Genomic DNA, 23,105 nt, shown 5'->3' with positions numbered 1-23,105 from the left:
AAAAGATTACGGCGAAGCTGAGAAATATTATTTAAAATCCATAAGATGTGATGAGGAATATGAAAATACAGGTTTAACATACCGCTGCCTTGCGAATCTATATAAAGAGAAAGGAGATATGAATAAAGCCATAAAAATATTGTTGGAAGCAAAGATAAAACATCCAGGCGATGTGCGCAATTTGATTTCATTGGGTGAAACATATATAGAAAAAGGTGAGATTGATAAAGGATATAGGGAGATAGAAGGTGCGATTAAAATAGAACCTAATAACGGCAGGGCATTAAAACTAATGGGAGATATATGCTTTAAGAAAAAAGATTACGGCGAAGCTGAGAAATATTATTTAAAATCCATAAGATGTGATGAGAAATATGAAAATACAGGTTTAACATATCATGACCTTGCAAAGCTTTACATGGAAACAAAAGACATAAAAAAAGCGTGCAAGGCAGAAAAGAAAGCTTTGAAACATCTGCCTGATAATTTATTTATAAATGATTCATACAATAAATTAAATTCAATGAGAAATAAAAATTAATACATGCTGTATGAAATCCCCTCCCGCAAAGCGGGATCGGGGGATGGTTGTAAATGATATTGTAGTAGGTCGCGTTATCAAAGGAGCCTCCGTCTCCTGCCGGAGGGGTTACACTAAATAAAGATAAAATTGATAATAAAACACCAATTATAGGGACATTTGATCCCCCCTGAATATGATAGTATTAAACTTAGCTATATAATAAAAAATGAGGATAGGTTGAGATACTACTTCAAGCTAAATAAAGTACAATGTAAAATAGGGCTTAAATAGTTTATATCTCAGGTGACAGGGGTAGTTCAAAACTAGATTATTTTATGTAGGGATATTAATACCGGATGATAAGGGTATTAGAAATAAATACTGGCTGATAGGCGATTTTAAAATGGAGAATTAGAGCCATATATTTATTTTTAAGATGGTTAAAATATGAAACATATCATTATAAATGCGGACGATTTTGGTTTAAATACATACGTTAATGAAGGTATAATTGAATGTTGCAGGAAACAGGCAATTACAAGCGTATCAACTCTTGTTGTTGGCGAGGAATTTGACAGAGGCATGAGTCTGATAAAAGACTACGGAGCTATATCTAATGGAGTACATTTGTGTTTAACCGAAGAAAAACCTGTATGCCCTATGGAAGAAATACCGACATTGATAGATTCGAAAGGTAATTTTAATGTTTATACTACTTTAGTGGCAAAATTAATTTTCGGTAAAATAGATTTAAAAGAAGTTTATGTTGAATGGAAATCGCAAATTGACAAATTTATTGAAAAAGGCAGCCAGCCGGCTCATCTGGATACCCATCAAAATCTTCATATTTTTCCGCAATTTTATTATATACTTGTCCATCTTTGCGAAGAGTATGATATTAGGGCAATACGTTATTTAAAATGTAGTTTGCCTGCAATTTACCGGGGATCATTTAAAAACTATGTTAAATATTTTTTATCCTTAATGTATTCCGATAAATTTAATGAACTTAAGAACCGCGCTATTATGGCGCCAAATGCAGTTTATGGGTTTTGCAGGGGAGATATTCTAAGCAGGGAAGACATAAATTCTTATGTACAAATCGCTTCACCAGGATCTGTTTCTGAGATCATCTGCCATCCGGGATACAAGGAATCGAGTTTGATAAAAAAGTATGTACATTGGAATTACTATTGGGAAAAAGAAATGAGTGAGTTGATAGATTTTGTTAAAAAAGATTTCCCTAAATACAATAACTTAAATCTTATAAATTACTTAGGATTCCAAAGTATGACCGATGATTATAAGGTTTCAGCCGTTTTAAAGCCGGAGAGCCTTAGTGTGGTAATCCCTGCTTATAATGAGTATGAAAATATCCAAAAAACCATAAATACCATAAAAAGATTCCTGGCTATGTATATACAGGACTATGAAATACTTGTGATTGATGATAACAGTAGTGACGGAACAGGGCAGGTATCAGAAAAATTGATAGGAGGAAAAGGAAAAGTTATACGGAACAGTTGCCGGAAAGGGTACGGAGCATCTTTAAAACTGGGATTTAGCCTGGCAAATAAGGAATGGATTTTTTATACAGATGCTGATTATCCGGCCAATATAAATAATCTTTTAGAATTATTTGAATATTTAAAAGAATATGATTTAATAATTGGAAAAAGAATAAGTTGTAAAGATGAAGGGCTGATCAGGTATATTTATTCGTTAGTTTTCAATCGTTTAGTAAAATATTTGTTCGATCTTGCCGACATAACGGATGTTAACTTTGCTTTTAAACTTATAAAAAAAGATGTGTTTAAAAACATACAGATTGAGAATGAGAACAGTTTTATTGATGCGGAACTGCTGATCAAAGCTAAAAATCAGGGTTTTAGAATAAAAGAAGTACCTGTAGAATATTTAAAGAGAACCTTCGGCAAGTCACATATGAACAATTTTAAAAATATCCTGGAGGTATTAAAGAGCTTGCTGCGTTATTATTTTTCTGAAAAAAATGTTTAATATAAACAGTATCTATAATTATTATAATAGCAGTTTAACCAAAATTTATATAAAAACAAAACTATTGATGTGCCCATATCTTATAGTTGAAACATTGCTGCCCAAAGAGTGTAAAATAGCAGATCTTGGCTGCGGCATAGGACTATTTTCGAATATATTGGCATTGACATCAGAAAAAAGAATAGTGGAAGGTTATGATATATCCGAAACCAAGATAAAGACCGCAAAAGCTAGTATTTGTAAAAGGGAAAACATCAGTTTTACTGTACAGGATATCAGAGACTTTGTCAGGCCAAACTATGATGTGATTGTTATTAGCGATACTCTATACTTGATTCCTTTTGAAGAACAAATAAATATTATTAAAAATTGCTTTAATTCTCTTAACAAAAATGGTATCCTATTATTAAAGGAAGTCGATAAAAAGCCTTATTGGAAATATTGCTATAACTATTTTCAAGAAACCATAGCTGTAAAAATTTTAGGATTTACATACGGATATTCGTTTTACTTTCATGATTCAGGCCAGTATATAAAGTTATTAGAAAACGCGGGGTTTTTCGTAACCTCGTACAGGTTTGATAAAGGCTATCCATACCCTCATGTTGTTTATAAGTGTGTTAAAAAATAAGGTTAGGTGACATATGGAAAAAATATCATTTGTTTGGGACATACATTATACATGTAATTTCAGGTGCCCTTTCTGCTGGTTTAATGATAAATGGGAAGAGATGGGAAAGCTAAATAGGTATTTCTCTGTTGGCGAAATGGTTAAGATATGGGAAAAAATGCGTAATAAATACAGGGAATGTCATATAATGATTACCGGCGGCGAGCCAAGTTTGTATCCAAATTTCATTGAATTAATAGATGAATTATCTAAATTGCATACAATAAAAATTACAAGCCAGCTTTCCGGTGATTATTATACTTTTGCAAAAAAAATCGACCCTAAAAGGGTGTGTTTGGATATGAATTTTCATCCATTAGAATCAAAATTGGAGCCCTTTATTAAAAAAGTAAAGACCTTGAAAAATCATGGCTTTAGCGGAGGTGTATGCTACCTTGCTTATCCGCCTCAAATGAATGAAATTTCGTTCTATCAAAAAGAGTTTGAAAAAAACGGAATAAATTTCGCTTTAGCGGCTTTTTGGGGGGAATACGGCGGGAAAAGATACCCTGAATCCTATAGTGAAGAAGAAAGAAAAATTATAACACCGTTTTTAGGCGATATTGCCAGAATAAAGTACCATCTTGAAGGCAGACAAACAAAAGGAAAACTCTGCCGGTCCGGCCATGTCCATGCATCAATAAAAGCTAACGGGAATGTTACAAGATGCGGGCCTTTAAGCGATAAACCCATAGGCAATATTTTCGATAATAATTTTGAATTATTTGATGAACCAAAACCTTGCGAAGCTGAAATTTGTCCCTGTGATGAATATATATGGTTAGTTGACGCTAATTAGGGGTAAAAACACTTGACGCAATATAGAATATATATTATAATTGTATTGAACGAATAAACTATACAGCGCAATTTAATAATGATGCGTTTATTATAAAATATTGTTGAAAATCAAATGTATTTGTGCCCAAACATGAGGAGTCAGACCTCATTTATTGTTTTTGGAAAATTGGGGTCAGACCTCACCTGTTAACTTTCTCGGAAGGTTTGGTTTGTTTAAGATAACTGTTAACTATTTTTACAAGTGGTATTTCTGGGCAATTTTTATATTTCTTTTTGCTTTTTTAAGCCATATCAGTTCTTTGAAAAATTCATATGTTGCCGATGATTTTCATTTAATCGTAAATAATGAATTTATTTCAGATATCAATAACATTAAAGCCTACTTTGGGCCTGTGGGAGCATTGCCGTTATATGGTGCCAAATCCGCAGCAAGGCCTTTAACGGTTATTTCGTTGATGCTCGACAATCATGTATGGAAGAATAGGGCAATAGGATATCATTTTACAAACCTGGTTTTGCATTGTTTTAACTCTGTGCTGGTTGCTTTTCTTGTATTTTTACTTGTAAAAAAATCTGGAATTAATCTGCCGGTTTTTAAGATATCTTTTTTTTCAGGCCTGATTTTTGCCCTTCATCCGGTACAGGCAGAAGCAGTGAATGTAGCTTCATTTAGAGCTGATGTTTTAAGTACTTTATTTTATCTGGTTTCTCTGGTTTTTTTTATTCTAGCCTTAAATGGTTCTAAGTGGTTTTACTTAATATCATCTGTTTCATTTGTTTTAGCGCTTTTTTCTAAAGAAATATGCATAACTTTACCGGTTGTTCTTTTATTGTATATTAGCATATATCAGAAAGAAACAACTTCATATATTCAAAAAGCAATAATTATTATATTTGTTACGGTAACTGCGGTTTTCTTGATTTATTTTTGGTCCGATCGTTTCAGTTATATATTAAATAAAGCCATATTTGTTAATATTAAAGACAATACTTCACCGCTATCTTCGGTTTTTGCATATATTAGCACAATATTTTTATCGTTCTTTCACTATTTATCTATAATAGTATGGCCATTTAATTTATCTTTTGATTATTTGATAGAATTACCGAGATCAGCAGCGAGTCTAAAATTCCTTATACCGGTTATTGGCGTATTGTTAATAGGATATTTCATTTATTCTGTTATAAAGAAATACGAAAAATCAGAAAATAAATTATTGTTCTTTGGTTTGGGTTTCTCTATTTTAATGTATTTACCGGTAAGCAATATTATACCTTTACCTAATACTGTGGCAGACCGTTATCTATACCTGCCCATGATAGGTATCAGCATAATCCTTTCCGCGCTGATTTTTAAGTTGGATATAACGTTAGAAGCATATAGGTATAAAGTACCGATAAATATTATAGCTTCAGTCTTTATAGTTCTTTTATATGGAGTACTTACACTGGGAAGAAATCCTGTTTTCAAGGATATGTATTCATTGTATTTTGATGCAGTACAAAAAGCCCCTGACAACATAAGGGCAAGATATAACCTGGGGCTTGCTTATAATGCTCAAGAAAAATGGAGAGAAGCGCTTGTTCAGTTTGAGGGTATTAACAAGCTAAACCGTCTTTATAAAACATTGGATGTCTGGAATTTTATTGGACTCTGTCATCAAAAACTTGGAAACTTTAGAGTTGCAAAAAAATTTTATACAAAAGTTATCTTTGTTAACCCTACAAAAGAGGCTTTGGACAATTTTGCAAGCATTTCCTGGGAAGAGAAAAATTATAAGGGAACGGCATGGCTATTAGAAAAAAGTATACAAATAGAACCGGACCCTTATGCATATAACAACCTTGGTTCGGCTTATGCGAAAATGAAAGATTTTAAAAAAGCGATCGATGACTACGAAATAGCTGTTCAACTAAAACCTGATTATACCGAAGCCTGGCTTAACTTGATAGATGTATATCAGGAATCAGGAAATAAAAAGAAAGCCGAAGAAACAACAAGTTTGATGGCAGGGGTATTTGCCAAAAATAAATGGCCGATATATGATAAAAATGCCATTTATGGGAGTATGGTATATGAAAAATAGAATAAGTTTATCTCTGGCATTTTTGTTATTATTAAATTCTGCGCTATATTCTAAATCCGGCAATCCGAGTTTTGTAAGTACAAGTGCCGGTACGACTTATAATTCAAGGCCTTTTATACTGTTTACTGCTACTGCTGGTAGTGGAAATATAAACGATGCTCGAGTCGTTATTACAGGCGCTACGAGTATTACTTATAGGTATAAGGATAGTATAAACTGTTTTAAAAATATGTGCGGTTCAGGTGTTAACATAACTTTTCGGCCGTCAGGTGCATTAACTGCCGGGTCGAACACTTTCACGGTATATACTTATGATAGCGGCGCTAACCAGACAGAGGCTCAAAGGCAATGCACTACCGCGGCTGCAGTATCCATAACTGTAGCTGCTCTTCCGGCGTGGACAGACAATCCGACCGTTACAGCGGGCACTACACAGGCAAAAGTAGCACACCTTACCGAACTTAGAACCCGTATAGATACTGTAAGGGCTGTTAGGGGGCTTGCTGCTTACGGTTATACACGGACACCTGTAGCAGGAAACATCATTCAGGCAACAGATTTTAATGATACCAGGACCGCTCTTAATCAAGCAGTAAATGCTGCAACAGGGACAAACATAACCTATGTGGCAAATCCTACAATTAGTAGCGGAGGTGCAACCGTGATCAAGGCAGGAGACATAAACGAGATGCGCACAGCTGTTTCAATACCGTAAAAAATTGGGGTCAGACCTCAACTGTTGACTTGCTAATTCCGATAATGTTAAAATGAAGTATGGCTAGACCTCTAAGAATAGAATATCCTGATGCTTGGTATCATGTTACTTGTCGTGGCAATGAAAAAAATGATATATTTCGGGGAGATAAAGATAAGTATAAGTTTTTAGATATATTAAAGGAAAGTTCTAAAATTTATAAAGTGGAAGTGCATTGTTACGTATTAATGAACAATCACTTCCATTTTTTATTAAATACAAAAGAAGCAAACCTTAATCGTTTTATGCAGAGATTCAATACTGCTTATACCACATATTTTAATTACAAAAATAAAAGGATTGGACATTTATATCAAGGAAGATATAAGGCAATTTTAATTGAATCAGATAAATATCTTTTAACATTAAGCCGTTACATACATTTAAATCCAATAAAATTAGAAAGATATAAAAAATTGCCCGCTGAGGATAAAATTAGAATATTATTTAGGTATAAATGGAGTAGTTTAAAAGGATATATAAACTTAGATGAAAGGGATGTGTTTGTAAATTATAGCAGTGTTCTAGGATATACAGGCGGTGATAATCAAAAAAGTCATAAGAAATATTATGAATATATATTATCGGGAATTGAATTTAATAATGAAAATATTAAAGAGCAAATAAAAGGACAGATGCTCTTAGGGTCAGAAGAATTCACAAAAAGAATAGAAGAAGAATTTATTGAAGGAAAAAACATAAATAAAAAAGATTTTCCGCATATTAATGCATTTTGTGAACCAATATTAATTAGAGATTTAGCGAATGTTGTAGCTGGATATTATGGTGTAGATGTAAAAGAATTGTTAAAAGCAAGGTCGTGCTACCAAGAACCGCGACAAATATTGATTGAATTAAGTTATCAACTGAATTTAAATAAGAAATCCTTGACTGAAATTGGAAAAGAATTGGGTGGAATAACTGGAAGTGCTGTTGCTCATGTTCATAAAAAGACAGTAAAAAGAATGCAAAAAGAAATGGATTTTAACAAAAAAATCAAAAATATTAAGAAGTCAATAGTTGAGGTCTGACCCCATGAAAGTTTCTTTAGTTAAATGTCCCTGGTGGGTAAGGTATTGCCCGCCGTATATACTTGCGTTCTTTTCCAGCTTGTTACGAAAAAACGGGCATGAAACTTTTTGTTTTGACCTTAATAACCGTATGTACCACAAAAGTGCCGAAGAGCTAAAAAAGTACTGGGATGACAGGGATTTTTATTCTATCTGGGAGAACGAATCATTTATTAAAAAACTTTCCGAAGAACTAATGCTTGAAAGATACCGGGATGAAATCCTTGAGACAGGCTCGCAGGTTATTTGTTTTGATACACACACACCGTCAGTCCTCGTAAGCCTTGAACTGGCAAAAATGATAAAAGAAAAAGACAGGGGTAGAACCATTGTTTTTATGGGGCATAAAGCTTCCCGTGCTCAGATGGCAAATGATTTTATTAGTGACCCGAACGTTGATTATGTATGCCCGGGCGAAGCTGATATAGCTCTAGTTGAGCTTTTAAATCTGCTTGAAAAATCAAATAAATTAAAAAATCTGCCATTATGTAAGGGATTCTTAGTAAAACAAGGCGATAAAATAGTAGATCGCGGAAACCCGGAGATAGTCAAAGACCTGGATTCTATTCCTGTCCCCGACTATAAGGACTTTGAGAAAGATATATATGATAATTCATACAGCCAGCCTCAAAGGCTCGATATCCTTGACAGCCGAGGATGCGTAAATGCCTGTTATTTTTGCTATGAAAGGTTATTCTGGCAAAAATACCGCTCGATGAGCGGTAAAAGGATCTTTAAAGAAATTTCCTACTATAGAAATAAATTTCATCAAATAAACTATTTTTATTTTAACGGGCTTCTTTTAAACGGAAATTTAAAGGCATTGGAAGAGTTTTGTGATCTGGTTATAGAAAGTAATATGAAAATACATTGGGCAGGCCAGGCGGCGATATCTTCTTATATGACTACGAAGTTAATTCATAAGATGGCAAAGGCCGGCTGTAATTGGCTCGGAGTCGGTGTTGAGTCAGGGTCACAAAGAGTTTTAAATTCAATGAACAAAAAGTACTCTGTTAATGAAGGAATAAAGGTTTTAAAGGATATACATGAATCAGGGATCAGAGTACAAATAAATTTTATGTTTGGAGTTCCAACAGAAAAAAAAGAGGATTTTGAACAAACATTGGTTTTTTTAAAGAAAGCAAGGCCTTACATAGATAATGTGCTTGCAAGCCAATCCTTTTTTACACTCGAGAAGGAAACGTATCTAAAGAAAAATTATAAGAAATTCAAAATAGAAAACCCGGAACACCATCTTTTTTGGAAATCGGATAACGGCAATAATGATTATGTCGAAAGATTAAAGAGGTATGAAACTTTTTGCAAACTAGCCCTTGAATTGAAAATACCTGAAACCTCCGGTGTCTTAAGGGTGAAACCAGATAAATGGTTTTTATTGGGGCAATATTACAAGTATTGCAGAAAATACAAAGAAGCGATACCTTGTTTTAAAAAAGCATTGAAATTTGAAGCAAATAACCAAACAACAAAAAACCTGATAAATGAATGCAAGGCTATGATAAATGAATAACATAAAGAAATTTCTAGAAAAAGAATCAATAGAACTGGAAAAAAAAGCTATACCAAAAAGAACCGAGGTCTTGCCGCCTGAAGAGATTCATTTTGAATTAACATATAAATGCAATTCTAAGTGCATAATGTGCAATTTAAGGTATCTAAATAAAAAGGACAAAGAATTAACCCTAAAAGACCTTGAAAAACTTGTTTTAGGTTCGGATTTATTGAAGAATATTAAATTCGTAGTCCTTAGCGGCGGAGAGGCTCTGTTAAGAAAAGATTTTTTGGAGATATTTAAGTTTTTTTCAATAAACTTTCCTGATGCCAATATCCTTATCTTGTCAAATTTCCTGAACAAAGATTTAATTATCGAAACACTTGAACAAATAAAACCCTTGATCGATCCAAAACGTTTATCTTTAGGTACTTCTTTAGACGGGCTGGAAAGCGGACACGATAAGATTAGAGGCATAAAAAAGGGATTTTATTCATTGACAAGTACAATGAAAGCTGTAAGAGAAATTTTTCCACAAATATATTTTAGCCTAAATTTTACCATAACTCCGCAAAATTGCGGCCAGATACTTCCAAGTTATAATTGGTGTAAAGAAAATAATTACCATATTTCATACCAGATTATGGTCCAAAAAAAAGAAACGGAACAATTTATATGGAAACCTGAGCATATTTCGATCATTGAAAATCAAATAGACGAGATTATTTCGGACATTTACGAAAACAGCAAAATAAATAATTTAGAATCATTATTGTCACAGAAAGGATTATTTTCATATTTGCTGAGCTTGCACTATATTCCGAAATATGTCAGGGAAAAAAGAAGGTTTTATCCGAATTGCCCGTGCGGGCAGAAATTTGCGATGATAGACCCGTACGGTAATTTGTATTTCTGCCCTGTACATAAAGACAAGGCAGCAGGTAATCTCAAGAAGTATGGTTTTGATGATATCTGGGTATCAGGCAAATCAAGACAAATAAGGGATTTTTTTGATAAGAAGACATGCCATTGCTGGCTTACATGCACCAACGGCTACATGCTGGAGGATGCAATAAGGCTGAACCCACCTGACAAATGAGAAAAATTGTAAGTATAAATATTTGTATATTTATTGGTTGTTTTTCTGGCTTGATACTGTTAGAAAGTGTATTCCGTGTGGTGTTGGGGAATCCCGGTAAAAGCTTAAAAAATGACCCTAATTACTATTACGATTATGAAATCTATAATAAGTATTTCATAAAAACAACTAATAGCCTGAGCCAAAAAGTATATAAATCGCAAAGAAGCAGATGTGATAACGAAGAATTTCTTGTAGATAAACCGAAAAATGTAAGAAGAGTATTTATAATAGGTGAATCTATTGCCAATATATTTGGACAAAGAAGCAAAGAAAAACTTAATAAGGCTTTAAATACCCAATTTCCTGATCATCAATATGAAATTATAAACTGCGGTACAGGCGGCTATGAAAGTAACCGAATCTTGCTGGTTTTTAAAGAAATTGTTGAATATTCACCCGATTTAATATTATTGTTAATGGGTAATAATATTTCCAAAGAATTTCTTGAAATGAATCAACATTTACTTAATGAATATACAAGGTACTTCTATGAAAATTACTGGGTTTGCAGGAAGATATTTAATCTTACACGTAATAAATTAAAAAACAACCCGAAAAATATAGGCGGCATTTATGTTTTCAGGGTTAATTATAATGAGATTTTAGAAATTTCAAAAGCTAAAAATATACCGCTTATCTTATTTACTGTCCCGGCAAACATGAAAGATTATCCGCCAAGCAGCCCCAGTATTCCTATAGATGATAAGGATTTTATTATTGCAAGGCTCGAAATGGAGGAAAATAAATATAACTCTGCAATAGAAATATTTACTAAATTAATAAAAACGGAGGAATACAAAGCAAATCCTTACGTATATTTTTATGCTGCTAAATGTTTTGAGAATATGTCAAAATATAAAAAAGCAAAAGAAATGTATTATGAAGCGATTGACCTGGACTATGGCGTAAGGCGCCATAGCAGAATAAACGAGATAATTAGAGAAATTGGAAGGCAAAAGAGCTATATGTTTGTTGATATCGAAAAGATATTTACAGAATTTAGTGAAAATGGACTGCTTGGTTTCGATTTTTTTTCTGATCCTTGTCATTGGAGAAGCGCTTATGACGAATTGATTATTCCGGAAATTCTAAAAGAGGTTAGCAGGTTTAGTGGCAAAGGCCCGATACTCAATCTGAATACGGATGGCTTTAACAGAGAAATAAACCGAAAAGCTATTAGCGAAGAAGCTTCAAGAGCGATATTATATGAATGTAATGAAGGTTTTTATGGTGTTTTTAACGTTTTTTTATCGGCGGAAGAAGGGGTGCCCTTAAAAGAAGCTTTTGTTTCAAAATTAAGGTATATATATCCAAAATGCAATAAGAAATTGCAGGCTCAGGTTGGCTTAAAGGATAATATAATTGAATATCTAAAATTAAATATCTGGCAAAATAATACTGAAGCATTAAATAAAAATTGGAATGTTGTATTATGGAATATTGGAGAAGCATTCAGGCAAATGAAGGATTATGCTCCTGCTCTTGAATATTTTAATGCTTCTATAAACACAAAGAGTGATGATATTAATGCGTATTATTTCCGGGGCATGACTTATTATATGCTTAAAGATTACCAGAAAGCGAGAAATGATTGGAATATAGTTATTAATAAGGATGCAAAATATAGCTGGTTAAACGATTTAGTGCCTTTAAACGATAATAAAAACATTAAATAAAATGAAGATATTGATAAATTTAGTAACTCATAGGATTGAAAAACTCAAAGCCTGCTTGGGCAGAATTGCAAATAACGATATTTTGATTGTTGTTAACGGATATGACAAGGAAATAGTGGATTATTTGAGCGAGTTTAAAACTGACAAGCTTAGCTATATTGTAATAGAAAACAAAATTGGCAAAAGCAAGGCAAGAAATATCGGGATAGAAAAGTCCCAAGCCGATATAATATATTTCCTGGATGACGATGTTTTTTTTGAAAAAGACAACATTAAAATCCTCGAAGATAAATATGAAAAATACCCTGATGTTAAAATAATAGGCGGGCCTAACCTGACACCCGTGAATAGTTCTTATTTCCAGAGAATATCGGGATATATATTTGAATCTCCTTTTACGGCCTGGAAAATGGGTAATAGATATAAAATAAAAACACCAGGTGATGTATATTGTGATGATAAAAAGTTGATACTATGTAATCTGGCCATTAAAAAAGAAGTATTTGACAAAGAAAATATATGTTTTGATGAAAGGTTGTATTATAATGAAGAAAACCTGCTTTTAGAAAAATTAAAAGAGAAGGGATATAAAATGCTATATTCTCCTGAACTGACGGTTTATCACTACAGGAGAGAAGATACTTTTGGCTTTGCAAAGCAGATATTCGCTTCAGGAAAAGGCAGGGCGATAATGACATTCATAATGCCGAAAACATTGTCTTTATATCATATAATTCCTTCACTATTTTTAATTTACATAGTTTCATTGATTTTTAGCCCTGTATGGCCTGTACCCGTGTATGTGTACATTATTGCGAATTTAAGCAATTCAATATGGGTCACAATAAAAAATAGGGAAAATATATTTAGTTTTATAACAGTTTTTATTTTATCATTCATCGCACATATCTCATATGGCTTTGGATTTTTAAATGGATTGGCATGGAAAAAACACAGTTAATTATTAATATTTACGGTATAACGCTAAAGATAGATTCTAATTTCGAACTTATTAGCAGGTTGAAAAGAGATTTTTCATATTTTCTAAATACTGTAACAAAACCGGTTGTGCAAAAAACTTATAAAATTGATATTATTGCAAACCTTCAAAAACCGCCGTATGATATTTTGCCTAAGAACAAAATCTTTATAAAAAAAGAAGACCTAAGTTGGCATGAGTTAAATGAGAAAAGATTTATTGACTACAACGGAAAAGCTTTGAGTATTTATGATTATAAAAATGATAAGTGCGAAATATTTTCAGATGAGCTTGACCTGTTGCATGAACTTGTATATCTTTTGATACATTCAAGAACCGGTGAGATTTTAGACAAACACGGAGTCCACAGGGTCCATGCCCTGGGTGTTTCTTATAAAGGCAAAGGCCTGCTGTGCCTGCTTCCTCAAGGCGGGGGGAAAACAACACTTTGCCTTGAATTATTAAAAAATGACAAAATAAAACTTTTATCGGATGACACGCCTCTTATAACGGATTCCAGACAAATATTGCCGTTTCCGTTAAGGATAGGCTTAAGCCAGGATTCCGGGTCAGATATACCTGAGGCTTTCCAGGGTAAAATGATACGCAGAAAGTTCGGGCCAAAAACACTTATAGATATTGCGTTTTTCAAAGATAAGATATCTCAATCTGTACCGGTGTCCGTACTTTTAGTGGGCAAGAGAATAAATTCAAGTGAATCAAAAATAATTAAAATAAACAGGCTGTCTGCCGTAATACCGTTATTTAAAAATTGTATTTTGGGAATAGGTATTGCACAGATGCTGGAGTATTTTATCAGGTTCAACATAAAAGATATCATCTCTAAAGTTGAAATACTTGTTTCAAGGCTAACCGCTTCTTTAAGTTTACTTATGAATTCCCGGGTTTATATTTTTAATATAGGAACGGATACAAGTAAAAATGCTTTGCTTTTGCTTGACTATTTAGATAATCTGCCTTAAGGGTTTTATGGGGTTTACAAGATTTATTAAAAGTAGTATTATAATATAACTAAAAAATTATCTATTGAATGAAAATTATACAAGGGAGGAAATATGTCAAAGATTAAGCAGGTGATCGGCCGGGAAATCATAGATTCTCGCGGAAACCCGACAGTAGAAGTAGATGTTATTTTAGAAAACGGAGTATTAGGCAGGGCCGCTGTGCCGTCCGGCGCTTCAACAGGGGAAAGAGAGGCGCTTGAGTTAAGAGACGGAGATAAAAGCCGTTTCCTGGGGAAAGGCGTTTTAAAAGCTGTTAGCAATGTAAATAAACAAATAGCACAAGCTATTGCAGGAATGGAAATAACCGAACAAAAAAAAATCGATGATAAAATGATAGCACTTGACGGCACAGACTTCAAATCCAATCTCGGAGCGAATGCTTTACTTGGAGTATCTCTTGCCTGTGCAAGAGCAGCAGCTCTGGAAAACAAATTGCCCTTGTATGAATATATAAGAAAAGCGTACGAAATCAAGTCAAATGACTATGTAATTCCTGTGCCAATGATGAATATCTTAAACGGCGGAGCTCATGCTGACAACAATGTTGACCTGCAGGAGTTTATGGTCATGCCGGTAGCTCAGAAAACGTTTAGGGAAGCATTGCGCACCGGCGCAGAGGTTTTCCATAACTTAAAAAGCGTTTTAAAGAAAAGAGGCTATGCAACAAGCGTAGGTGACGAAGGCGGTTTTGCACCAAATTTGAAATCTAATGAAGAGGCGCTGGAAGTAATAGCAGAAGCTGTATCAAATGCGGGGTATAAGCTGGGAGAGGACATACTTATCGCCCTTGATGCAGCTGCAAGCGAGCTTTTTGAAAATAATCAATATGTCCTTGAAGGCGAAGTTTCAAATAAAACAAAAACTTCAGCTCAAATGGTTGACTTTTATGCGGACTTACTCGCTAAATATCCCATAATATCCATAGAAGATGGATTAAGCGAGAAAGACTGGACCGGATGGAAAGAGCTCACGCAAAGATTAGGCAAGAAGGTACAGATTGTCGGGGACGATGTCTTCGTAACAAACACGAATATATTTTCCGAAGGCATAAAAAAAGGTATCGCAAACTCGATATTAATTAAGGTCAACCAGATAGGCACTCTTTCAGAGACCGTAGCTGCCGTTAAGATGGCATTTGAGGCAGGATATACGGCTGTGATCTCGCACAGGTCAGGGGAAACAGAGGATACTTTTATAGCCGATCTTTCCGTGGCTTTAAATACAGGCCAGATAAAAACAGGCTCAGCTTCCCGTACCGATAGAATATGTAAATATAACCAGCTCTTAAGGATTGAAGAAGAGCTTGGCAAAAAAGCCAAATATTTAGGAAAGAAAGTTTTTAAAGTTTAAGATTTGCCCGCCTTCTTGGAAAGCCCTCCCCCGTCCGCTACCGAAACAATGACGGACTATGGATGGCAGGCGTTATTTAGAGGAGCCTGAGGCTCCTGCCGGAGGGGCTCCGCTGAAACTGCCGAAGAATATAATTTATATTATTGTTGGGGCTATAATTTTCCTATTTCTTTTTGGAAACGCTGGCTCAAGAAAGCTTGTAAGGCGTTTTTGGGAAATTTACAAGTTAAAAGGAGAACTCGAGCAGTTAAAAAAAGAGAATGCTCTTTTGAAAAAAGAAATATTTTTGTTACAAAATGATCCATCTTATGTAGAGCGCATAACCCGCAAAGAACTTGGATTAATAGCCCCGGGAGAAGTTGAATACAGGCTTAAAAGGGAAGAATAAACAATTACATAGTAAAAGTGCGACTGGAATCAAAATAACCGCTTAGGAAGGGATGACAGTCCGCCAATGCTTCAATGGCGGACGCCAGAAGGGAAACCTTAGGTTTCCCTATGGGGAGCGTTCCGGCGAACAAGTTACAAATCGAGCCAGAACAATCCTGAGCGAAGCGAAGGTAAGTCCTGCCAACGGCAGGACGCGACATAAGGGAGATTGACATGGATAAAGAAAGCGAAAAACTGACGAGGATCACCGTCCCTGAGTTAGACCAGGTGTTGGGAAAACCTTTTAAAGTGTTAGATGACGGTTTTGTCAGAGTAGTTGATTATATGGGTACCGATGCTTCGATCGTTCAATCAGCCAGGGTTTCCTACGGTGCCGGTACTAAAACAATGAACGATGATGAGACGTTGATAAGGTACCTTATAAGGCATAAACATACTTCCCCGTTTGAAATGTGCGAAATAAAATTTCACCTGCGGGTTCCCATGGATTGCTGGAGGCAATGGATAAGGCACAGGACAGCCAATGTCAATGAATACTCGACCAGGTATTCCATAGCTATTGATTCTACCTCTAAAACAAAAGAAGACCAATGGCGTATGCAGGCTTTAAGGAACAGACAGGGAAGTGCAGGTTTTATCGATATTAAAAACGGAAGAGAGCTTTCAAAAAGAGAAGCAGAGTTGCATGAGTTACTCCAAAATGAGTACAAAAGAAGGATCGAGCTTGGAGTCGCAAGGGAGCAGGCTAGAAAAGACCTCCCGTTATCGACTTATACAGAAGCATACTGGAAAATAGATCTAAACAACCTGCTTCATTTTTTAGAGCTTAGAATGGAAAATAAAGCACAGCTTGAGATCAGGCAATACTCCGAGACGATCGGAGAAGAAGTCGTCAAAAGATGGTGTCCTATGGTATGGGCGGCATTTAAGGAATATCAGTTTGAACCGGTTAAACTTTCAAGAACGGATGAGAAAATAATCAGCTTGATCTCAAAAAATGATATTAACGGAGCATTAAAGTTTGCCGAAGAAATTGGTTTTATCAAAAAGAAGGAAGGCGGCATAAAAAGAAACCTTGAGTGCCTGGAACTCGAAGATAAACTGGTACGTTTAGGAATATCAATCCCCTGGAAAACCCAAGATTAATGAAGCTATCCCGCCTTCGCCTAAAGCTACGCGGGCAAGCTAGTAGGGTTGAGAAGGACTGTGTCCTTCGTAGCCCGAAGGGCGAAGAAGGAGAGATGTCCGAGTGGGTCGCAGTGCGACGAATAAGGAGCACGAGAATTGCGACGAGTGCGAGTTGGTGAGCACTCAGGAACCACATCCTGGGCAGCTCGTAATGAACGAAGTGAATGGAGAGATGTCCGAGTGGTTTAAGGAGCACGCCTGGAAAGTGTGTGTATCAGTGATGGTACCGTGGGTTCGAATCCCACTCTCTCCGTTTTTTAAATCTATTCGAAGGCGACCCGAAGCGCTGCCCTGTGGCAGAAGAAGCGAGGGCGCCGGGCTTTGGATGAGCCCCGGAATGGGCGAGGGAGAAGGAATCCCGACCGAGTTTTCAACGAGGAAGTGCCGCAACCCTTAAATATTATGAGAAGCGGCCACTATCTCCGTTTTTTAAAATCGTCTTTGTTTCAAATTATAAAAATATTTTTAAAAAGCCTTGACAAAATTGAAAGTTTCTGCAATAGTATTAATAGTTTAAAAAACGATAATAGCAAACTCTGAGAAATCGGAGGACGCAAAGCTGCGGGGCTAAATCTCGGGAATTATCGGGACACGCCAGCCGGGTTGCCGAAATAAAAATCTGATTAAATAATGCCTTTATGGGCATAAAGGGCTGATTTACGTTATCTCGGGCCTTATCAGATTAATAATACCAAAATCTCTAAATTGGTGTTAATCAATTTTGGCAACTTTTTTACAGGCTACCGCAGAGCAGTTAACGGTAGTTTTTTTATTTTAAACCGGAAAAACATAATATATATATTTTTAATGTGCGAAAAAGCACATTGAAATACTTAATAAAATAACCTAAACTAATAATGGGACTAAATGAAAGCTGTTATTAAAAGTTTAATTGTAATTTCAATAATTTTAATGTTTTTTAGTATGAGGGGATATGCTTTTCCCGAAAGCATTTCAAACCTTACGGCTCTTTCTATGGGTGGCGTGCCTGAAGGCAAGATCACATTGGTCTGGACAGTCCCGGATACAAGAGACGGCCTGTCTACTCCATCGCAATATCAGATTTATCCTGCGTATGAGCTTAAATATGCTACAAGACCGATCACTAATTCAAATTATAGTTGGTGGGGTAATACTTATGATACATTAAGCTGGACAAATTTAGCTTCAAGTGGGACTATAGAAACAAGAGATATAAGTAATTTGTCACCTGGGGTAACCTATTATTTTGCTCTTAAGGCAAGCGATAATGAGGGAGTGTACGGGGTTTGGAAGTCATCGATAGATGTAGAATCGGTAAATACAGCTAATTTTAATTATCCTTATGTAAATATAGCTGCACCAACTTTTAGATATGATAAGTTCGCTGTTTATAAAACATCGGTGGTCTGGGTTTGGAACCTATCTCCAAATGCGGCTGGTTACCGCGTAAAAAGCGCTACAAGTTCAACGAACATTTCCGTAGATTTATCCGCAAGCACAACGTTCTGGATACAGGAAAACCTGACACCTAACAGCACAGCTTCGATTTATCTACAGGCATTTAACGGGCTCATAAGCAGGGATTCAGGGATAATAACATCAAGTTTTACTTTTGCGAATCCTCCGACGAATATAAACGTAACAGCTAACACCGTTTCAAGCCTTGCCATACAATGGGATACGAACAGCAACTCCCCGCAAACCAGGTACTCAGTTCAAATCAAAGGCGGCCCGTTCCCGTCTTTTACAAAAGTTATGAACCTTGTCCGTTCAACCACGCATTATGATTCCGGCTTGACCGAAAAAGCAAGTTATGATTATAAGGTATGGGCAACGAATAATAACGGTTTCCCGGAAGAAGTCATCGCAGAAAAAGTTTCTTACTCTACAACTACTTTAAGCATTCCTCCGTCTCAGCCGCTGCTTTTGGGCACAAGCACAGGCATGGCGCTTGACGGGGATGTTATGCTCGAATGGCTTTCATCAGGCAATGACGGGACGAACGGGATATGCACGGATTACCTTCTTAAATGGGCTACTTACACGATAACATCCCAGAATTTTGGCACGGTTGCATCGTCTCTGGTTGCGCCTAAAGGACAAAGTGTGTCAGGAGCGAATGAACGATATACTCTGACAGGAGCAGGGCTTTATCCCGGAGCGACATATTCGTTTGCCTTAAAAGCAAGAGATAATGTAGGCAATTATTCTATAATGTCTGTTGCAAAATCTACGGCTACTCTGGATAAACAGCCCAATTCGCCGACAAACATTACAGCTGTGGTAAAAAGCTCTTATTCTGCGAACATTGCCTGGTCTAACCCGTCTTTTACCGGCACAGATGACAGGGATAAATATAAAATATACATCGCATCAATTCCTCCATTTTCGCAGTTTGTGTATATTAATAATAAGGAAGTAAATCATCCCACTACTTTTTATATGTATAAGGGACTTGTTGCTGAAAATTCCTATTATTTTAAAGTGTCCTGTAGTGATAAGGGTATTAACATAGCCCAGGGACATTTTAGCGGCAATGCTCTGGAGTCTACGCTTTCAGAAACTAGTGGATTAGTACGGACACCTGATTCGACCTCCCCTGCTAGAATTTCAGCAATTACCGCACTCCCCGGAGCAACTGAAGGGAAGGTTTCTTTAAGATGGACAAACACGGGCGACAATGTCGTAAGCGGAGCCATTGTAAATGGAAAACTGCGAATAGATTGGACGAATACCCCGTCGCCGGTTTTCAGTACAAACCCCAATGCCTACACTCATGTCTACAGGACAACGTCAACAGCTCAAGGCGTTGTAAATAATTATACCGTAACAGGATTGACCAGCGGCTTGACATACTATTTCAGGGTATGGCTTGCAGATGAAGCCAATAACTGGTCCGGTATATCAAAAGGAGCAACAACTTATGCGCAAGTTGACGTAACACTGCCCGGAGCAATTACAAAGTTCAGCGTACAACCCGGATGGAGAAAGGTAAGCCTTTCCTGGGTCAGCCCCGGCGATGACGGTTACACGAATAATATATCCGGAGGAAAATTTGAGATAAAATATTCATCGCATTCAAATATGTCCTCTCCTTTTCCTGTGATAACTATATCGACCAGTGTTGTTAAAGGTACGGTTTGTTCTTATACGACACCAACAAATTTAAGCAACAAAACCACTTATTATTTCAGCATTCGTACGGCTGATGAAAGGGGTAACTGGTCAAATATTTCTGTAACCACTCCTTCCGCGTGCCCCAGAAATAGTCCTCCGTCTGCATTTAACCTAACCTCGCCCACAAATTATTTAATAGTAGGCAGTAGTAAGCCGGTTTTTTCCTGGAACAATTCTACAGATAGTGATACCTCCTCAGGAGACACTCTTTCCTACACATTATATTATTCCACCACAGTCGGTGTCACAGGCAACGTTGTCCAAGGCAATGCAGGGGCCAGCCTGACCTTTACTCCAAGTACAGCTTTGACCGAAGATGTTACCTATTACTGGAAAGTGAAAGTTTCAGATTTAGACAGTATAAGCACCTGGTCATCGCAGTCCTGGGCAGTAAGGATAAATGCGGTCAATAGCGCTCCTTCATCGTTTAACCTGGTTTCGCCGTCCAATGCAAATATCACAAATATAGCTACACCGTCTCTTTCCTGGAGCAGGTCTACGGATAAGGATCCGGGAGATACGATCAGTTACAGGGTTGATTACTCAATATACAGCAATTTCATTAGTTTTAGCTCATCCAGCTGGCAGAGCGCAAGGTCTTTTGTCACACCGCAGCTTGATGAAAATGCAACATATTATTGGAGAGTCTGGGCCTCAGACGGTTTAAAAACTACTCTTTGCTCTACAACATTTTATTTCAGGGTAAATGCTGTGCTCCAACAACCGGTTGCTTTTAACCTGGTATCTCCAGCCAACAATACCCGTTTTACTGCTAACCTGATAAACTTTACGTGGGATAAAACAACCCAGCCTGACCCTGCAGTTGACGAAAAAGTAAAATATAATTTAAGTTATTCATTGTTTTCTGATTTTGTGTCGAGCAAAACCCTGACAGGGCTTACGAATAATACAACATCTCTTGTTGTCCCGTCTGATAATCACAAGTATTATTGGCAAATCGATGCAGTAGGGCCTTACGGGATGGTTAAAACGTCAAATCAAAGGCTGATGTTTTATACTGATGCAATAAAAGAACTGCCTGTTTGGAGTGGTTATGAGTTGATAAGTCCTACCGGCAGCATTAAAATAACAGATACTTTAACGCCTTTGTTCAAATGGAACTCTGCTGCTGATGCTGACCCCGTTGACACAATAAGGTATTTCCTGCAGTATTCTGTTGTCCCAACGTTTGAAGGCGCTCCTACTATACCCATAGGGACGGATACATATTATCAACCGCTTTCTGACAGCCCTCTTCTTGACCAGTCTACATATTATTGGAGAGTGAGGGTAAGCGGGTTTGACCAGAGCATTCCTCCAAACCAGGTGGACACAGCATACACATTTACTTCTGTAGGTGTTTTTATAATATCGATGACCAACAACCCTCCGAAAACGTTTGATTTGACTTCTCCTGCAAACGCAGGTTTAATAACCACAAAAACACCATCTTTCAGCTGGAGTGAGTCAGTAGATACAGATCTAAACGATTATGTAAGGTATAGTTTATATATATCGAGTATTTCTGATTTTTCAAGTATTTATTTTTCGACAACTTCTCTTTCAACGGCAAGCCTGGCACTTCCAAAAAGGCTCCTTGAAAACAGGCAGTACTGGTGGAAGGTCGTTTCAAACGACAGGAAAGGGTTAAAAACAATATGTATTTCCAGTTTTACGTTTACAGTGCCGGTATTAAACATACCGGTGGCGCCAAGCGGATTAAAGGGCGACTTGTCGGATAATCAGCAGAATTTCACCCTGTTTTGGAGTACTGCTGTTAAAAACGAAGACGGCACGGATATAGATGACCTTTCGGGGTATAAGATTTATCGTGCTCTTTCTCTTTCGGCTTTCAACTATACTACGCCAATAGTCTATATATCGAGCGGTACAAACCAGTGGACAGATACAACAACTCAAGGCGGGATGTTCTATTATCTTGTCCGTTCAATGGATACTTCGGGTATAGAAAGCCAGAACTCGATGATCCTTGAATCACTTAACCCGGACCAGCTGAACATCGTTTCAAGCGACAACGAAGTTCTGGTCGTTGTTCCTAAAGATGTGTCAAAAAACCTTCTAGCAGAAAATAATGCCTTGCATAAGAATTTAAGCCTGAATATCGAGCGTAAAACAAGCTCGGAGACCGATACCATACTGAGGGTCTATGACGTGAATATAATCGACGCCCAGTTGAACAAAGTCTCAGATTATAAGTTCGATACACCCTTAAGCATGGAGTTCAATTATTCTGACATATCCCAGTCCATAGCGCGTAAGGCACGTTCAATACAATTTAATCCGAACACCCTGGCACTTTACTGGGATAACGGTGTGGAATATATAAAAGTCGGCGGATATGCGAACACTACAAAAAAGAAATTTATAGCGCTTGCCATTAAGCCCGGAGCATTCCAGTTGAGGCAGACAAGCCTTGCGGCTGGTTTTGGCCTTGCAAGCCTGACTCCCAAAAAGGTATTTACGCCGGGAATTTCACCTTACGAAAAAATGACATTCATAATAAATAATCCGACCGGAGACAAGGTCCTTGGCAAAGTTTATGACCTGAAGGGAGAATTTGTCGCTGACCTAAAAGCGTTAAGTGACCCGACAAACACTACCGTGATATTAGAATGGGACGGTAAAGAAGCTCATAAAGGAGTTTATATTTACCAGATAGAGGCCGAAGGGAAAGTGATCAACGGTACTATCATGGTGGTAAGATAGAAACGTCAGCGCTAAGCATTAAGCGGTAAGAAT

At 36.6% G+C, this 23,105-nt stretch carries 16 protein-coding genes, 1 tRNA gene and 1 riboswitch; all 17 genes read left to right on the top strand.

What is annotated here, in order from left to right; all coding sequences use genetic code 11:
• The coding region (locus LHV68_04840; GenBank protein ID MCB4791195.1) for a tetratricopeptide repeat protein at positions 1 to 541 on the top strand (541 nt) is incomplete at its 5' end.
• Positions 542 to 970: 429 nt separating this feature from the next.
• Positions 971 to 2,542: a ChbG/HpnK family deacetylase gene (locus tag LHV68_04835; GenBank protein MCB4791194.1), complete on the top strand. Its 1,572-nt coding sequence runs from the start codon at positions 971 to 973 to the stop codon at positions 2,540 to 2,542.
• Complete coding sequence (locus LHV68_04830) at positions 2,535 to 3,173, top strand: class I SAM-dependent methyltransferase (GenBank protein ID MCB4791193.1); 639 nt, start codon at positions 2,535 to 2,537, stop codon at positions 3,171 to 3,173. Before LHV68_04835 ends, LHV68_04830 begins: the two co-directional genes overlap by 8 nt.
• A 13-nt stretch (positions 3,174 to 3,186) precedes the next feature.
• Entirely contained in the window at positions 3,187 to 4,011 is an 825-nt protein-coding gene (locus tag LHV68_04825; GenBank protein MCB4791192.1) for a radical SAM protein, read from the top strand.
• Between the two features lie 211 nt (positions 4,012 to 4,222).
• Positions 4,223 to 6,100 carry a tetratricopeptide repeat protein gene (locus LHV68_04820; GenBank protein MCB4791191.1) on the top strand — a complete coding sequence of 626 codons (1,878 nt, stop codon included), beginning with the start codon at positions 4,223 to 4,225 and terminating at the stop codon, positions 6,098 to 6,100.
• Complete coding sequence (locus LHV68_04815) at positions 6,090 to 6,815, top strand: hypothetical protein (protein MCB4791190.1); 726 nt, start codon at positions 6,090 to 6,092, stop codon at positions 6,813 to 6,815. Before LHV68_04820 ends, LHV68_04815 begins: the two co-directional genes overlap by 11 nt.
• Positions 6,816 to 6,874: 59 nt before the next feature.
• On the top strand, positions 6,875 to 7,885 hold the full coding sequence (locus tag LHV68_04810; GenBank protein MCB4791189.1) for a transposase: 1,011 nt from the start codon (positions 6,875 to 6,877) through the stop codon (positions 7,883 to 7,885).
• Between the two features lie 4 nt (positions 7,886 to 7,889).
• A complete protein-coding gene (locus LHV68_04805) occupies positions 7,890 to 9,455 on the top strand; it encodes a radical SAM protein (GenBank protein ID MCB4791188.1) in 1,566 nt (521 codons plus the stop codon).
• Positions 9,448 to 10,536: a radical SAM protein gene (locus LHV68_04800; GenBank protein MCB4791187.1), complete on the top strand. Its 1,089-nt coding sequence runs from the start codon at positions 9,448 to 9,450 to the stop codon at positions 10,534 to 10,536. Before LHV68_04805 ends, LHV68_04800 begins: the two co-directional genes overlap by 8 nt.
• Before the next feature lie 404 nt (positions 10,537 to 10,940).
• Positions 10,941 to 12,254 carry a tetratricopeptide repeat protein gene (locus LHV68_04795; protein MCB4791186.1) on the top strand — a complete coding sequence of 438 codons (1,314 nt, stop codon included), beginning with the start codon at positions 10,941 to 10,943 and terminating at the stop codon, positions 12,252 to 12,254.
• A gap of 1 nt (position 12,255) precedes the next feature.
• On the top strand, positions 12,256 to 13,215 hold the full coding sequence (locus LHV68_04790) for a glycosyltransferase (GenBank protein MCB4791185.1): 960 nt from the start codon (positions 12,256 to 12,258) through the stop codon (positions 13,213 to 13,215).
• A complete protein-coding gene (locus LHV68_04785) occupies positions 13,197 to 14,216 on the top strand; it encodes a hypothetical protein (protein ID MCB4791184.1) in 1,020 nt (339 codons plus the stop codon). The genes LHV68_04790 and LHV68_04785 overlap by 19 nt, the downstream gene beginning before the upstream one ends.
• Before the next feature lie 93 nt (positions 14,217 to 14,309).
• Positions 14,310 to 15,608 (top strand): phosphopyruvate hydratase, encoded by a 1,299-nt coding sequence (gene eno, locus LHV68_04780; GenBank protein ID MCB4791183.1) that lies wholly within the window; start codon positions 14,310 to 14,312, stop codon positions 15,606 to 15,608.
• Positions 15,609 to 15,666: 58 nt separating this feature from the next.
• Positions 15,667 to 15,996 (top strand): septum formation initiator family protein, encoded by a 330-nt coding sequence (locus tag LHV68_04775; protein ID MCB4791182.1) that lies wholly within the window; start codon positions 15,667 to 15,669, stop codon positions 15,994 to 15,996.
• A 215-nt stretch (positions 15,997 to 16,211) separates the two neighbouring features.
• The gene (thyX, locus tag LHV68_04770; GenBank protein ID MCB4791181.1) at positions 16,212 to 17,144 is read left to right on the top strand and encodes an FAD-dependent thymidylate synthase; all 933 of its coding nucleotides are present in this window, start codon (positions 16,212 to 16,214) and stop codon (positions 17,142 to 17,144) included.
• 208 nt (positions 17,145 to 17,352) lie between these two features.
• Positions 17,353 to 17,439 (top strand) — tRNA-Ser (locus LHV68_04765).
• A 265-nt stretch (positions 17,440 to 17,704) separates the two neighbouring features.
• A riboswitch (cyclic di-GMP riboswitch) is annotated at positions 17,705 to 17,797 on the top strand.
• A 256-nt stretch (positions 17,798 to 18,053) separates the two neighbouring features.
• Complete coding sequence (locus LHV68_04760; GenBank protein ID MCB4791180.1) at positions 18,054 to 23,072, top strand: fibronectin type III domain-containing protein; 5,019 nt, start codon at positions 18,054 to 18,056, stop codon at positions 23,070 to 23,072.
• Positions 23,073 to 23,105 lie beyond the last annotated feature (33 nt).

Source organism: Candidatus Liberimonas magnetica (genome assembly GCA_020523885.1).
GTDB classification, from domain to species: domain Bacteria; phylum Elusimicrobiota; class Endomicrobiia; order Endomicrobiales; family JAFGIL01; genus Liberimonas; species Liberimonas magnetica.
The sequence above is the reverse complement of the archived record's forward strand: the minus strand, read 5'-3'. Positions and strand labels throughout refer to the sequence as shown.

Coding starts and splice junctions, on each gene's coding strand:
- LHV68_04835 (MCB4791194.1), top strand. CDS start 971: ATGAAACATATCATTATAAATGCGGACGATTTTGGTTTAAATACATAC.
- LHV68_04830 (MCB4791193.1), top strand. CDS start 2,535: ATGTTTAATATAAACAGTATCTATAATTATTATAATAGCAGTTTAACC.
- LHV68_04825 (MCB4791192.1), top strand. CDS start 3,187: ATGGAAAAAATATCATTTGTTTGGGACATACATTATACATGTAATTTC.
- LHV68_04815 (MCB4791190.1), top strand. CDS start 6,090: ATGAAAAATAGAATAAGTTTATCTCTGGCATTTTTGTTATTATTAAAT.
- LHV68_04810 (MCB4791189.1), top strand. CDS start 6,875: ATGGCTAGACCTCTAAGAATAGAATATCCTGATGCTTGGTATCATGTT.
- LHV68_04805 (MCB4791188.1), top strand. CDS start 7,890: ATGAAAGTTTCTTTAGTTAAATGTCCCTGGTGGGTAAGGTATTGCCCG.
- LHV68_04800 (MCB4791187.1), top strand. CDS start 9,448: ATGAATAACATAAAGAAATTTCTAGAAAAAGAATCAATAGAACTGGAA.
- LHV68_04790 (MCB4791185.1), top strand. CDS start 12,256: ATGAAGATATTGATAAATTTAGTAACTCATAGGATTGAAAAACTCAAA.
- LHV68_04785 (MCB4791184.1), top strand. CDS start 13,197: ATGGAAAAAACACAGTTAATTATTAATATTTACGGTATAACGCTAAAG.
- eno (MCB4791183.1), top strand. CDS start 14,310: ATGTCAAAGATTAAGCAGGTGATCGGCCGGGAAATCATAGATTCTCGC.
- LHV68_04775 (MCB4791182.1), top strand. CDS start 15,667: ATGGATGGCAGGCGTTATTTAGAGGAGCCTGAGGCTCCTGCCGGAGGG.
- thyX (MCB4791181.1), top strand. CDS start 16,212: ATGGATAAAGAAAGCGAAAAACTGACGAGGATCACCGTCCCTGAGTTA.
- LHV68_04760 (MCB4791180.1), top strand. CDS start 18,054: ATGAAAGCTGTTATTAAAAGTTTAATTGTAATTTCAATAATTTTAATG.